The 12,820-nt window shown below is 42.2% G+C and carries 26 protein-coding genes; all 26 read right to left on the bottom strand.

Annotated features, from left to right (window positions below; all coding sequences use genetic code 11):
• Positions 1–15 precede the first annotated feature (15 nt).
• The 26 genes from rpsM to tuf all read right to left on the bottom strand — a co-directional run bounded on the left by rpsM (position 16) and on the right by tuf (position 12,744).
• Positions 16–378, bottom strand: coding sequence for a 30S ribosomal protein S13 (rpsM, locus tag ACTHTU_RS07090; RefSeq protein ID WP_003749295.1), 363 nt, complete (start codon positions 376–378; stop codon positions 16–18).
• A gap of 67 nt (positions 379–445) precedes the next feature.
• Positions 446–559 (bottom strand): 50S ribosomal protein L36, encoded by a 114-nt coding sequence (rpmJ, locus tag ACTHTU_RS07085; protein WP_003697674.1) that lies wholly within the window; start codon positions 557–559, stop codon positions 446–448.
• Positions 560–577: 18 nt separating this feature from the next.
• Positions 578–796: a translation initiation factor IF-1 gene (gene infA / locus ACTHTU_RS07080; protein ID WP_003684714.1), complete on the bottom strand. Its 219-nt coding sequence runs from the start codon at positions 794–796 to the stop codon at positions 578–580.
• Between the two features lie 4 nt (positions 797–800).
• On the bottom strand, positions 801–2,114 hold the full coding sequence (gene secY / locus ACTHTU_RS07075) for a preprotein translocase subunit SecY (RefSeq protein ID WP_440362154.1): 1,314 nt from the start codon (positions 2,112–2,114) through the stop codon (positions 801–803).
• Positions 2,115–2,127: 13 nt separating this feature from the next.
• Positions 2,128–2,562, bottom strand: a complete 435-nt coding sequence (gene rplO, locus ACTHTU_RS07070) for a 50S ribosomal protein L15 (RefSeq protein ID WP_070645682.1) — start codon at positions 2,560–2,562, stop codon at positions 2,128–2,130.
• 1 nt (position 2,563) lies between these two features.
• A complete protein-coding gene (gene rpmD / locus ACTHTU_RS07065) occupies positions 2,564–2,749 on the bottom strand; it encodes a 50S ribosomal protein L30 (RefSeq protein WP_003684808.1) in 186 nt (61 codons plus the stop codon).
• Positions 2,742–3,260 carry a 30S ribosomal protein S5 gene (gene rpsE, locus ACTHTU_RS07060; RefSeq protein ID WP_003684704.1) on the bottom strand — a complete coding sequence of 173 codons (519 nt, stop codon included), beginning with the start codon at positions 3,258–3,260 and terminating at the stop codon, positions 2,742–2,744. The genes rpmD and rpsE overlap by 8 nt, the downstream gene beginning before the upstream one ends.
• Positions 3,261–3,277: 17 nt before the next feature.
• Complete coding sequence (gene rplR, locus ACTHTU_RS07055; RefSeq protein WP_440362153.1) at positions 3,278–3,631, bottom strand: 50S ribosomal protein L18; 354 nt, start codon at positions 3,629–3,631, stop codon at positions 3,278–3,280.
• A 13-nt stretch (positions 3,632–3,644) separates the two neighbouring features.
• Positions 3,645–4,178, bottom strand: a complete 534-nt coding sequence (rplF, locus tag ACTHTU_RS07050) for a 50S ribosomal protein L6 (RefSeq protein WP_070645683.1) — start codon at positions 4,176–4,178, stop codon at positions 3,645–3,647.
• A 13-nt stretch (positions 4,179–4,191) separates the two neighbouring features.
• Positions 4,192–4,584: a 30S ribosomal protein S8 gene (rpsH, locus tag ACTHTU_RS07045; RefSeq protein WP_063075320.1), complete on the bottom strand. Its 393-nt coding sequence runs from the start codon at positions 4,582–4,584 to the stop codon at positions 4,192–4,194.
• A gap of 14 nt (positions 4,585–4,598) precedes the next feature.
• Positions 4,599–4,904: a 30S ribosomal protein S14 gene (gene rpsN / locus ACTHTU_RS07040; RefSeq protein ID WP_003684736.1), complete on the bottom strand. Its 306-nt coding sequence runs from the start codon at positions 4,902–4,904 to the stop codon at positions 4,599–4,601.
• A gap of 2 nt (positions 4,905–4,906) precedes the next feature.
• Entirely contained in the window at positions 4,907–5,446 is a 540-nt protein-coding gene (gene rplE, locus ACTHTU_RS07035) for a 50S ribosomal protein L5 (RefSeq protein ID WP_003684750.1), read from the bottom strand.
• A gap of 9 nt (positions 5,447–5,455) precedes the next feature.
• The gene (gene rplX, locus ACTHTU_RS07030; RefSeq protein WP_036493506.1) at positions 5,456–5,779 is read right to left on the bottom strand and encodes a 50S ribosomal protein L24; all 324 of its coding nucleotides are present in this window, start codon (positions 5,777–5,779) and stop codon (positions 5,456–5,458) included.
• A gap of 11 nt (positions 5,780–5,790) precedes the next feature.
• Positions 5,791–6,159: a 50S ribosomal protein L14 gene (gene rplN / locus ACTHTU_RS07025; RefSeq protein ID WP_002215434.1), complete on the bottom strand. Its 369-nt coding sequence runs from the start codon at positions 6,157–6,159 to the stop codon at positions 5,791–5,793.
• Between the two features lie 227 nt (positions 6,160–6,386).
• Positions 6,387–6,650, bottom strand: coding sequence for a 30S ribosomal protein S17 (rpsQ, locus tag ACTHTU_RS07020; protein ID WP_003684766.1), 264 nt, complete (start codon positions 6,648–6,650; stop codon positions 6,387–6,389).
• Positions 6,650–6,841, bottom strand: a complete 192-nt coding sequence (gene rpmC, locus ACTHTU_RS07015) for a 50S ribosomal protein L29 (RefSeq protein ID WP_003684705.1) — start codon at positions 6,839–6,841, stop codon at positions 6,650–6,652. Before rpmC ends, rpsQ begins: the two co-directional genes overlap by 1 nt.
• Positions 6,841–7,257, bottom strand: a complete 417-nt coding sequence (rplP, locus tag ACTHTU_RS07010; protein WP_003684741.1) for a 50S ribosomal protein L16 — start codon at positions 7,255–7,257, stop codon at positions 6,841–6,843. The genes rpmC and rplP overlap by 1 nt, the downstream gene beginning before the upstream one ends.
• Entirely contained in the window at positions 7,241–7,933 is a 693-nt protein-coding gene (gene rpsC, locus ACTHTU_RS07005; RefSeq protein WP_003684753.1) for a 30S ribosomal protein S3, read from the bottom strand. The genes rplP and rpsC overlap by 17 nt, the downstream gene beginning before the upstream one ends.
• 9 nt (positions 7,934–7,942) lie before the next feature.
• Positions 7,943–8,272: a 50S ribosomal protein L22 gene (rplV, locus tag ACTHTU_RS07000; RefSeq protein WP_003749277.1), complete on the bottom strand. Its 330-nt coding sequence runs from the start codon at positions 8,270–8,272 to the stop codon at positions 7,943–7,945.
• 8 nt (positions 8,273–8,280) lie between these two features.
• Positions 8,281–8,559, bottom strand: a complete 279-nt coding sequence (gene rpsS, locus ACTHTU_RS06995; RefSeq protein ID WP_002215422.1) for a 30S ribosomal protein S19 — start codon at positions 8,557–8,559, stop codon at positions 8,281–8,283.
• A gap of 5 nt (positions 8,560–8,564) precedes the next feature.
• Positions 8,565–9,398: a 50S ribosomal protein L2 gene (rplB, locus tag ACTHTU_RS06990; RefSeq protein ID WP_003684813.1), complete on the bottom strand. Its 834-nt coding sequence runs from the start codon at positions 9,396–9,398 to the stop codon at positions 8,565–8,567.
• Between the two features lie 5 nt (positions 9,399–9,403).
• A complete protein-coding gene (gene rplW / locus ACTHTU_RS06985) occupies positions 9,404–9,718 on the bottom strand; it encodes a 50S ribosomal protein L23 (protein ID WP_440362152.1) in 315 nt (104 codons plus the stop codon).
• Entirely contained in the window at positions 9,715–10,335 is a 621-nt protein-coding gene (rplD, locus tag ACTHTU_RS06980; RefSeq protein WP_440362151.1) for a 50S ribosomal protein L4, read from the bottom strand. The genes rplW and rplD overlap by 4 nt, the downstream gene beginning before the upstream one ends.
• Positions 10,335–10,979 carry a 50S ribosomal protein L3 gene (gene rplC, locus ACTHTU_RS06975; RefSeq protein WP_004464584.1) on the bottom strand — a complete coding sequence of 215 codons (645 nt, stop codon included), beginning with the start codon at positions 10,977–10,979 and terminating at the stop codon, positions 10,335–10,337. The genes rplD and rplC overlap by 1 nt, the downstream gene beginning before the upstream one ends.
• A 251-nt stretch (positions 10,980–11,230) precedes the next feature.
• Positions 11,231–11,542 (bottom strand): 30S ribosomal protein S10, encoded by a 312-nt coding sequence (rpsJ, locus tag ACTHTU_RS06970; protein ID WP_002642322.1) that lies wholly within the window; start codon positions 11,540–11,542, stop codon positions 11,231–11,233.
• Positions 11,543–11,559: 17 nt separating this feature from the next.
• Positions 11,560–12,744: an elongation factor Tu gene (gene tuf, locus ACTHTU_RS06965; protein WP_004520187.1), complete on the bottom strand. Its 1,185-nt coding sequence runs from the start codon at positions 12,742–12,744 to the stop codon at positions 11,560–11,562.
• Between the last annotated feature and the right edge of the window lie 76 nt (positions 12,745–12,820).

The following is a 12,820-nucleotide window of genomic DNA, read 5'->3' as shown; positions in this document are numbered from 1 at the left end:
CAAATTCCTTAAAATTTATTTCTTACCGGCAATCGCTTTGCGCGGACCTTTACGGGTACGAGCATTTGTGCGAGTGCGTTGACCACGACAAGGCAAGCCACGACGATGACGGAAGCCGCGATAGCAACCCATATCCATCAGTCGTTTAATGCTCATCGTTACTTCACGACGCAAATCGCCTTCAACTTCATATTTAGCAACTTGCTCACGCAAAGCGTCTAATTGAGCCTCGTCCAAATCTTTTGCTTTAGTAGTAGGAGCAATATTTGCTGCCTCACAAATCAATTTAGCACGAGTCGCACCAATACCATAAATAGCCTGAAGGCCAATTACGATATGGGCATTATTAGGGATATTTACCCCTGCAATACGAGCCATATTTTTTCCTTTTTAGGGCAAAGTATGTCACTATACCACAAAATCAATAGTTAAGAAAACTAGCTTCTTAACCTTGACGTTGTTTGTGACGTGGGTCAGTACAAATTACGCGAACTACACGATTACGACGAATAATCTTGCAATTGCGACAAATTTTCTTTACAGAAGGTTGTACACGCATTTTATTTCCTTTTATCGTTTATCTTGCTCGGAAAACAATCCGAGCACGGGTTAAATCATAAGGAGTTAATTCAACTGTTACCTTATCACCTGGAGAAATACGGATATAGTGCATCCGCATTTTGCCAGATATATGACCAAGTACTACATGATCATTTTCCAGTTTTACTTTAAATGTTGCATTGGGCAAAGTCTCAAGGATTTCGCCCTGCATCTGTATGGTATCTTCTTTAGCCATAAGCCTACTTACGTGACAAAGATTTCATATCTGGACGACTCATCAAGTCTTCATACTGACTACTCATTCGATATGAATTGATTTGTGTCCTAAAATCCATTGTAACGACAACCAAAATGAGCAGAGATGTTCCACCTAAATAGAAAGGAACCTTCAATGCTGTCGTTAAAAATTCAGGTATCAGACAGATTGTAGTGATATACAAAGCACCAAATAATGTCAGTCTCAGTACAACTTTTTCCAAATATCTAGAGGTTTGCTCACCAGGGCGAATACCTGGCACAAATGCACCACTCTTCTTCAAATTTTCAGCCATCTCTTTAGGGCTAAATACTAAAGCAGTATAGAAATAGCAGAAGAAGATAATAGTTGTGGCAAATAATACAATATATAAAGGCTGTCCGTGTTGCAGCATTGCAGCAACCTTATGAAGAACAGAATTCGTACTATTTGAACCAAACCAACCTAAAAGTGTAGACGGAAATAAAATGATACTGGAAGCAAAAATAGGAGGAATAACACCTGCCATATTTAGCTTGAACGGCATATGAATGCTTTGTCCTGGCATCATTCCAGAGCCAAACTGTCTTTTAGCATAATGCACAGGAACTTTACGCTGAGCACTCTCAAAATAAACTACAGCATAGATCAACAGCAAAATACCAATCACAATTGATACCACCATCAACATACTCATAGAGCCTTGTTCAGTCAAAGTTAGCATCCGGACAATACCGGATGGAATACCCGATACAATGCCTGCTGTAATAATTAAAGAAATACCATTACCAATACCACGCTCGGTAATTTGCTCCCCTAACCACATCAGAAACATAGTACCTGTAACCAAACAGACTACTGTAGAAATATGAAACTCAAGCGAACTCGTTACAACAACACCTTGTTGATAAACAAATGTTGCAACACCAAAGCTTTGCAATACAGCCAATAATACCGTCCCATACCTAGTATATTTCGTAATTATTTTCCTACCAGCCTCACCTTCCTTCTTCAAAGCTTTTAAAGAAGGAACAATTTCAGAAGCAAGCTGAACAATAATCGATGCCGAAATATAAGGCATGATACCAATTGCAAATATACTAAAGCGCTCCAACGAACCACCCGAGAACATATTTAACATTCCGAATATGCCGTTTGCAGCGCCTTCGTATAACTTAGCTAATGCAACAGCATCTACGCCCGGTACCGGTATATGAGCACCAATACGGAAAACGACTAAAGCACCTAAAAGGAACACCAGACGTTTTTTCAGATCACCAAATTTGGATAATCCTGATAAAGATTGTTGATTAGCCACTGTAGTGCAAGCCTTATTCTTCTACTTTACCACCGGCAGCTTCAATAGCAGCTTTAGCACCTTTAGTAGCTTTTACACCTTTCAAGGTAACTGCTTTTGAAATTTCACCAGAAGCAATAACTTTTACATTAGAAGCAGTTGCAGAAATCAGACCAGCTTGTTTAAGAACCAAGACATCAATCTCGTTCACAGCAATCAGATTTAATTCACTCAAACGAACTTCAGCATTAGCGGCAGCAGTCAAAGATTTGAAACCACGTTTCGGCAGACGGCGTTGCAAAGGCATTTGACCGCCTTCAAAACCTACCTTGTGGAAGCCACCAGAACGGCTTTTTTGACCTTTATGACCACGACCACCTGTCTTACCCAAGCCGCTACCAATACCACGGCCTACACGACGACTAGCGTGAGTAGCACCCTCAGCAGGTTGAATAGTATTCAAAAACATATTAAGACTCCACTTTCAACAAGTAGCTGATTTTATTGATCATGCCACGGTTTTCAGGGGTATCCAAAACCTCTACAGTATGTTCACGGCGGCGTAAACCTAAACCACGAGCACATGCACGATGAGATTCAATTGTACCAATCAGGCTCTTAACCAATGTAACTTTAATCTTTTTTTGCTCAGTCATGGTTAGCTCCCAAAATATCTTCTACTGTCAAGCCACGTTTAGCAGCAATATCAGCAGGGGTATACAGTTTAGACAAACCGTCTAATGTAGCGCGTACAATATTGTAAGGATTAGTAGAACCATGTACTTTAGCTGAAATGTTATGGATACCCATAGCATCAAATACTAAACGCATTGGACCACCAGCTTTTACACCGCTACCTTCTTTAGCAGGTTGCATAAATACCTTAGTAGCACCATGACGGCCAATAACCTCATGATGAATAGTACCATTTTTCAAAGGTACTTTAATCATAGAGCGTCGAGCTTGATCCATTGCTTTTTGAACAGCAACTGGTACTTCTTTTGATTTACCTTTGCCCATACCGATGCGGCCATCACCATCACCAACAACAGTCAGTGCAGAGAAAGCCATGATACGGCCACCTTTAACTACTTTAGTCACGCGATTAACTGCGACCATCTTTTCAATCAGGCCGTCACCGCGTTCTTCAATTTCATGTTTTGCCATCTGAAAGTCTCCAAATATTAGAAGCTTAAACCATTTTCACGTGCAGCTTCAGCTAAAGCTTTCACACGACCGTGATATTGGAAACCTGAACGGTCAAAAGCAACTTTTTCAACACCCACTGCTTTAGCTTTTTTAGCAATACGCTTACCAACTACAGCCGCTGCTTCAACGTTGCTACCTGATTTCAGGCTACTACGTACTTCAGCTTCCAATGTAGAGGCTTGAGCCAATACTTTATCACCTTCAGCACTAATTACTTGAGCATAAATATGATTATTGCTGCGGAACACACATAATCTTACCATTTTCAAGTCCGCAATACGCGCACGGGTTTTGCGTGCACGACGGAGTCGGGTTGTATGTTTATCCATTAGTGAACCTCAATTATTTTTTCTTGGCTTCTTTCATCACTACTACTTCACCTACATAACGAACACCTTTACCTTTATAAGGCTCAGGAGAACGGAATGCACGAACTTCAGCAGCGACTTGGCCAACCACTTGTTTATCTGCACCAGTCAAAACGATTTCTGTTTGGCTAGGAGTTTGAACAGAAACACCTTCAGGCATTTCGTATACGATTGGATGAGAGAAACCCAAAGACAAGTTCAGAACTTTGCCTTGAGCTTGGGCACGATAACCCACACCAATCAATTGAAGTTTTTTCTCAAAACCTTCAGAAACACCCTTAACCATGTTATTAACCAATGCACGAGCAGTACCAGACATAGCATTAGCCTGTTTACTGTCATTTTTTGCAGCAAAAGTCAATTTACCATCGTTCAGTTCAATAGCAACATCGGAATGCAAAGGAAAAGACAATTCGCCGTTTTTACCTTTGATAACCAATGCATCTGTTCCGAATTTTACTTCTACACCAGCAGGAACAGTCACTGGGTTTTTTGCGACGCGTGACATTTACTTTTCTCCACTAGGCTACGATGCACAACAACTCACCACCAACACCCTCAGAACGGGCTTTGCGATCAGTCATTACACCTTTAGAAGTACTAACAATAGCGACACCCAAGCCATTCATTACGCTAGGGATCTCACTTGATGCTTTGTAAATACGCAAACCTGGACGTGAAACACGTTTAATTTGCTCAATCACAGGACGACCTGCATAGTATTTCAATTGAATTTCCAATACCGGTTTTGCATCAGCAGAAACCGCAAAATCCTCGATATAACCTTCTTCTTTCAAAACTTTTGCAATTGCACATTTCAGTTTAGAGGAAGGCATGGCAACTACTGCTTTATTAGCACGTTGCGCATTGCGAATACGAGTCAACATATCGGAAATAGGATCATGCATACTCATTATTTATACTCCTATTACCAGCTAGCTTTAACAACACCAGGGATCTCGCCACGCATAGCGATTTCACGGATTTTAATACGGCCCAAACCAAATTTACGGAAAGTGCCACGAGGACGACCTGTTAAAGCACAACGACGACGTTGACGTACAGGTGCTGCATTACGAGGAATGGATTGAAATTTCAAACGTGCTTCAAAACGTTCTTCTTCAGTCGCATTAGCATCATTAATAACAGCGAAAATTGCCTCACGTTTAGCTGCAAACTTTTTCGCCAATGCTTGACGTTTCAGCTCACGATTAATAAGTGCTTTCTTAGCCATGATTATCCTTTAAACGGAAACTTGAACAGTGACAACAAAGCTTTCGCTTCTTCATCAGTTTTTGCAGTAGTTGTAATAGTAATATTCAAACCACGCAAAGCATCGATTTTATCGTATTCAATTTCCGGGAAAATAATTTGCTCACGAACGCCCATATTGTAATTGCCACGACCATCAAATGATTTACCGCTTACACCACGGAAGTCACGTACGCGAGGCAACGCAATAGTAATCAAACGATCCAAGAATTCAAACATTTGATCACGACGCAAAGTTACTTTGCAACCAACTGGATAGTTATCACGGATTTTAAAACCCGCGATAGATTTACGAGCAACAGTAACAACTGGTTTTTGACCAGCAATTTTCTCTAAATCAGAAACAGCGTGTTCCATAACTTTTTTATCAGCAACAGCTTCACCCACACCCATATTCAAGGTGATTTTTTCAATACGTGGAACTTCCATTACTGATTTGTAACCAAATTGTTTAACCAATTCAGGAACAACTGTATCTTTATAAAACTCTCTCAAACGAGCCATGTTATCTCCTTATGCTCCAATGATAGAGCCATTTGATTTGAAGAAACGAACGCGTTTAACTTTGCCTTCATTTTCAATCAGCTTAATACCAACACGGTCTGCTTTATTAGTTTCCGGATTCAGGATTGCAACATTAGAAATATCCAAAGGCATTTCTTTAGTAATAATGCCACCCTCAATACCGCGCATTGGATTAGGTTTTTGATGGCGTTTTACAACATTAACACCCTCAACAACAACTTTATCACCCAATACTCGAACTACTTGACCTTGCTTACCTTTATCTTTACCGGTAATCACTACAACCTGATCGCCTTTAATGATTTTATTCATCGCGCTATTCCTTATAATACTTCAGGCGCCAATGAAACGATTTTCATAAATCGCTCAGTACGCAATTCACGGGTTACCGGACCAAAAATACGAGTACCCAGAGGTTCAAGTTTATTATTCAACAACACAGCAGCATTGTTATCGAATTTAATTAACGCACCATCAGGACGACGCACACCTTTAGCAGTACGAACAACTACCGCATTGTATACATCACCTTTTTTGACACGACCACGTGGGGCTGCATCTTTAACTGCAACTTTAATAATATCGCCAACAGAAGCGTAGCGACGCTTAGATCCGCCTAATACTTTGATGCACATTACGCGACGCGCACCAGAGTTATCAGCCACATCTAAGATGGTCTGCATTTGAATCATATTAGTACCTTTAAATTAACCAACTTAATTTACCACTTTCATATAACTCGCACCTTACTTTAAGCTGCTTATTAAATGAAACCATCACGGTTCTAGTAAACCAGTCTTGGATCCCGAAGGGAGAGAAACTTCCATAAGAAGCTGGAAGATAAGAAACGAAGTTTACACGCAAATTAACTTTGCTGCAAGACTTCGTTTCTTATTAAGCTACATTACTGTGTTTTAAATCAAACAGTACGCGCTTTCTCAACCAATTCTTTTACAACCCAAGACTTGGTTTTTGACAAAGGACGAGATTCCTCGATTACCACTACATCACCAATGCCATATTGATTGTTTTCATCATGAGCATGGATTTTAGTTGATAAACGAATAATTTTACCGTACAAAGGGTGTTTAACTTTACGTTCAACCAATACTGTAACAGTTTTGTCCATTTTGTCGCTTACCACTTTGCCTTGCAAAGTACGAACATTTTTAGCTTCGCTCATTACTTAGCACCTTTTTCAGTTAAAATGGTTTTAATACGAGCAATATCGCGACGTACACGTTTCAACTCGCTAGATTTACCCAACTGACCGGTTGCATTTTGCATGCGTAAGCCAAACTGAGCTTTCAACAAGTCCAACAAATCAGAGTTTAATTGCTCAATAGATTTGTCTTTCAATTCATTTGCTTTCATTATTGACCCACCTGTCTTACTACAAAGGTTGTAGGAATAGGCAATTTGGCAGCGGCCAATTCAAATGCTTCACGAGCCAAAGACTCAGGAACACCGTCCATTTCGTACAATACTTTGCCTGGTTTAACTTCAGCAATGTAATATTCCACATTACCTTTACCGCCACCCATACGAACTTGGATAGGTTTCTCAGTAATTGGTTTATCAGGGAATACACGGATCCAAATACGACCGCCACGTTTAATATGACGAGTCATAGTACGACGAGCAGCTTCGATTTGGCGGGCAGTCAAACGACCACGGCCTACGGCTTTCAAACCGAACTCACCGAAACTTACTTTGTTACCGCGGGTAGCAATACCGGTGTTACGGCCTTTTTGTTGCTTGCGATATTTCAGTCTAGTTGGCTGCAGCATTACGTCCACCTGCCTTTCTTTGTTTCTTCTCATGCTCAGGTTTAGAAGATTTAATATTACCTTCTGTATAAACCCAAACTTTCAGACCCAGTACACCATAAGTAGTGTGTGCTTCGCTAGTTGCATAATCTACGTTCGCACGCAAAGTATGCAAAGGTACACGACCTTCACGGTACCATTCGCTACGAGCGATATCAGCACCATTCAGACGGCCTGAAGTCATGATCTTGATGCCTTTAGCACCAGAACGCATTGCATTTTGCATTGCACGTTTCATAGCGCGACGGAATTGAACACGTTTTTCAAGCTGCTGGGCAATACCATCAGCAATGATTTGCGCATCCAATTCAGGACGACGAATCTCTTCAATATTGACATGAACAGGCACACCCATCAGAGCTTGCAAGTCACGTTTCAAGATTTCGATATCCTCACCTTTTTTACCAATAACCACACCTGGACGAGCAGAGTGAATGGTAATACGCGCAGATTTTGCAGGACGTTCGATCACTACGCGACCAACTGAAGCATTGGCCAGTTTTTTACGCAAGTAATTACGAACATCAATATCTTGTTTCAAAACAGTAGAAAAGTCGGTGCTTTTAGCAAACCATTTTGAAGCCCAGTCTTTAGTTACCGCCAGGCGAAAGCCTGTAGGGTTAATCTTTTGTCCCATAGCTTTTCCTTAGTTGCCCACTGTCACATTAATATGACAAGTTTGTTTCTCGATGCGGTTACCGCGACCTTTGGCACGAGCTTGGAAACGTTTCAAGCTTGGGCCTTTGTCAACAAAGATAGTTACCACTTTCAATTCGTCAATATCAGCACCATTGTTGTGCTCGGCATTGGCGATTGCTGATTCCAATACTTTTTTAATCAGCTCAGCACCTTTTTTAGGGCTGAATGCCAAGATATTCAAAGCTTGGGCAACGTCTTTACCACGAATTAAATCAGCCACCAAACGAGCTTTTTGAGCTGAAATACGGGCGTTTTTATGTTGTGCACTTACTCTCATGATTCACCTTATTTCTTTTTAGCCTTTTTATCAGCCAAGTGGCCTTTAAAGGTACGGGTCAATGAGAACTCACCTAATTTATGACCAACCATATTGTCGCTGATGAACACAGGCACGTGAGTGCGACCGTTGTGAACAGCGATAGTTAGACCGATAAAATCAGGCAAAATGGTAGAACGACGTGACCAAGTTTTAATTGGGCGTTTGTCGTTGCTTGCACGAGCAGCATCTACTTTTTTCAGCAAATGCAGGTCTACATATGGGCCTTTTTTTAATGAACGAGCCATACTAATTAACCTTTATTTGAGTAACGACGACGAACAATCATGTTATCCGTGCGTTTGTTATTACGAGTGCGGTAGCCCTTAGCAGGAGTACCCCATGGGCTAACCGGTTCGCGAGCCTCACCAGTACGGCCTTCACCACCACCATGTGGGTGATCAACAGGGTTCATTACAACACCACGAACGGTCGGACGAATACCACGCCAGCGGTTAGCACCAGCTTTACCGATTTTTTTCAGGCTTTGTTCTTCGTTACCAACTTCACCGATAGTTGCACGGCAATTTACGCTAATTTTGCGTACTTCACCAGAACGCAAACGAACTTGTGCGTAAGCACCTTCTTTTGCAAGCAATACCGCAGAAGCACCAGCAGAACGCGCAATTTGCGCACCTTTACCTGGTTTCATTTCGATACAGTGAATAGTTGTACCAACAGGAATATTGCGGATCGGTAGAGTGTTACCTACTTTGATAGCAGCCTCAGCACCGGAAACCAATACTGCACCTGCTTGAATACCACGAGGAGCAATGATGTAGCGACGCTCACCATCTGCATAGCACAACAGTGCGATAAATGCAGTACGGTTAGGGTCATATTCGATACGCTCTACTTTTGCAGGGATACCGTCTTTGTTACGTTTAAAATCTACTACGCGGTAATGATGTTTATGGCCACCACCTTTATGACGGGTAGTAATATGACCATTGTTGTTACGACCGGCAGTAGAATTTTTCTTTTCGAGCAGAGGTGCATAAGGTGCACCTTTGTGCAAACCTTCTGTTACCACGCGAACCATGCCGCGACGGCCTGCAGAGGTCGGCTTCATTTTAACGATTGCCATTTTGTTTATTCCTTATCTGCAGCTGCAGCAGCGGCTTCCAAATCCAACTCTTGACCGGCAGCCAGACTTACATAAGCCTTTTTAACATCGCTGCGACGACCTAAAGTGCGACCAAAACGTTTAACTTTACCTTTAATGGTAACAGTAGTAACGTTTGCAACTTGAACGCCGAACAACAACTCAACGGCTGCTTTAATTTCAGGTTTGGTTGCATTTGCCAAAACTTTAAACGTCATTTGGTTACGTTTTTCAGCCAATACGTTGCTTTTTTCAGAAACGATAGGTGCCAAGATTACTTGAGTCAAACGTTGTTGATTCATACCCATTGCTCCTCTAATTGTGCAACTGCATCTTTAGTGATAACGACTTTTTTGTAACGCAGCAAGCTGTAAGGATCAACTTGTTGAGCTTCCAAAACCAATACGTTAGGCAAGTTGCGTGAAGCCAAGTAAACATTCTCGTCGAGCTGTTTAGTTACAAACAGAACTTGCTCCAAACCCAAATTTTTCACTTGTTCAGCAAAAACTTTGGTTTTAGGAGTTTCAGTAGTCAATGCTTCGATTGCAAACAAACGTTCATCACGAGCCAATTGGGACAAAATAGTCGCCATACCGGCACGGTACATTTTACGGTTCACTTTTTGAGTGAAGTTTTCATCTGGTTTGTTTGGGAATGCACGACCACCTTTACGCCACAGCGGAGAAGAAGTCATACCGGAACGAGCACGACCGGTACCTTTTTGGCGCCATGGTTTTTTAGTAGAGTGGTTTACTTCGGCACGAGTTTTTTGAGCACGATTACCAGAACGGGCATTTGCCAAGTAAGCAGTAACCAGTTGGTGAACCAGAGCTTCATTGTATTCACGAGCAAACAAAGCATCAGAAACAGCCAAGCTGCCAGATACTTGTCCTTTAGCGTCAATTACTTTCAATTCCATTACGCACCTACTTTCACGCTAGGACGAACCACGACGTCGCTGTTAACCGAACCCGGAACAGCACCTTTAACCAACAAGAGTTGGCGTTCAGCATCAACACGTACAACTTCCAATTTTTGAACAGTTGCTTTAGTGTTACCGTATTGACCTGCCATACGCTTACCAGGGAACACGCGACCAGGGTCTTGTGCCATACCGATAGAACCAGGAACACGGTGAGAACGGGAGTTACCGTGGGAAGTACGTTGAGCACCGAAGTTATGACGTTTAATCGTACCAGAGAAACCTTTACCTTTAGAGGTACCGGTTACATCTACCAATTGACCAACTTCAAACATAGAAACGGTAATTTCATCACCGGCTTTCAATTCAGCCAGTTTTTCTTCAGTCAAAGCAAACTCAACCAAACCGCGACCGGCTTCAACACCTGCTTTAGCAAAGTGACCGGCTTCAGTTTTGTTGACACGATTAGCTTTTTTCTGACCAAAGGTAACTTGTACAGCAGTGTAGCCGTCAGTATCTTTGGATTTCACTTGTGTAACGCGGTTGGCAGACATATCCAAAACAGTTACCGGAACAGAAACACCCTGTTCGTCGAACACGCGAGTCATACCAACTTTGCGTCCAACCAGACCTAAAGTCATGATTATTTTCCTTTTAAGTAAAGGGGCGGGCTACGATTGGCCTGCCTTTCAGACAAAGTTAAACTTGATACGGATGTACCAAGTCCGCCATTATAATTGACAAATCAAAGAAATATCAACAAAAATTTCAATTTTACTTCTTAAACCCATCATTTTTTTCGGATGAAGTGTTGCCAAATATCTGAAAATTTTCAGACGGCCTAAGAATTCTATAAAAAACCGAACAGCTAAGCTGTTCGGTTTTTCAGTTCTTATTGAACTTTAATTTCTACATCCACACCTGCTGGAAGATCCAGTTTCATCAGTGCATCAGTAGTTTTGTCAGTCCAGTCCACGATGTCCATCAGACGCAAGTGGGTACGGATTTCCAATTGTTCACGAGAAGTTTTGTTCACGTGAGGAGAACGCAAAATGTTGAAACGTTCGATTTTAGTTGGCAAAGGAATCGGACCTTTAACAACAGCGCCAGTACGTTTGGCAGTTTCAACGATTTCTTGCGCAGAACGGTCAATCAGACTGTAATCATAAGCTTTCAGGCGGATACGGATTTTTTGGTTTGCCATTTATCAATATCCCTCAATTAAGCGATTACAGAAGAAACCACACCCGCACCTACGGTACGACCACCTTCGCGAATCGCAAAGCGCAGACCTTCTTCCATAGCGATTGGCGCAATCAGTTCTACAGTAATGGTTACGTTCTCACCTGGCATTACCATTTCTACGCCTTCTTCCAAAGTAACTGCACCAGTTACGTCAGTAGTACGGAAGTAGAATTGTGGACGGTAGTTAGCGAAGAATGGAGTGTGACGACCACCCTCTTCTTTGCTCAGTACGTATACTTCTGCTTTGAATTTGGTGTGAGGAGTGATAGTACCTGGTTTAGCCAATACTTGACCACGTTCTACGTCTTCACGTTTAGTACCACGCAGCAATACGCCTACGTTGTCACCTGCTTGACCTTCGTCCAGCAGTTTGCGGAACATTTCAACACCGGTACAAGTGGTTTTTTGAGTTTCTTTCAGACCTACGATTTCGATCTCATCACCAACGTGGATGATACCGCGCTCTACACGACCGGTTACTACTGTACCACGGCCAGAGATAGAGAATACGTCTTCGATAGGTAACAAGAAAGGTTTGTCCACAGCACGCTCAGGTGTTGGGATGTAGCTGTCCAAGGCAGCAGCCAATTCGAAGATTTTTTCTTCGTAACCAGCGTCACCTTCCAAAGCTTTCAGTGCAGAACCTTGTACGATTGGGCAGTCATCACCTGGGAAGTCGTAGCTTGACAACAAGTCACGGATTTCCATTTCAACCAGTTCCAACAGCTCGGCATCGTCAACCATGTCGCATTTGTTCATGAATACGATGATGTAAGGTACACCTACTTGGCGAGCCAACAGGATGTGTTCGCGAGTTTGTGGCATAGGACCGTCAGCTGCGGAACATACCAAGATCGCGCCGTCCATTTGGGCAGCACCGGTAATCATGTTTTTAACGTAGTCGGCGTGGCCCGGGCAGTCTACGTGTGCGTAGTGACGGGTTTCAGTTTCGTATTCTACGTGTGAGGTATTAATGGTAATACCGCGGGCTTTTTCTTCAGGAGCGTTGTCGATTTGGTCGTAAGCTTTTGCAGCGCCACCGAATTTTTTAGCCAAAATAGTAGTCAAAGCAGCAGTCAGAGTGGTTTTACCATGGTCAACGTGACCGATGGTGCCAACGTTTACGTGCGGTTTGCTACGTTCAAATTTTTCCTTAGCCATGAGCTAATTCCTTTACATATAAAGATCGATTAAAGAACAATGGCCGTCTGAAAATTTATTTTCAGTTTCAGACGGC

Origin of the sequence: Neisseria sp. P0020.S005, from assembly GCF_051957055.1 — a bacterium.
Classification (GTDB): domain Bacteria; phylum Pseudomonadota; class Gammaproteobacteria; order Burkholderiales; family Neisseriaceae; genus Neisseria; species Neisseria subflava_A.
The sequence above is the reverse complement of the archived record's forward strand: the minus strand, read 5'-3'. Positions and strand labels throughout refer to the sequence as shown.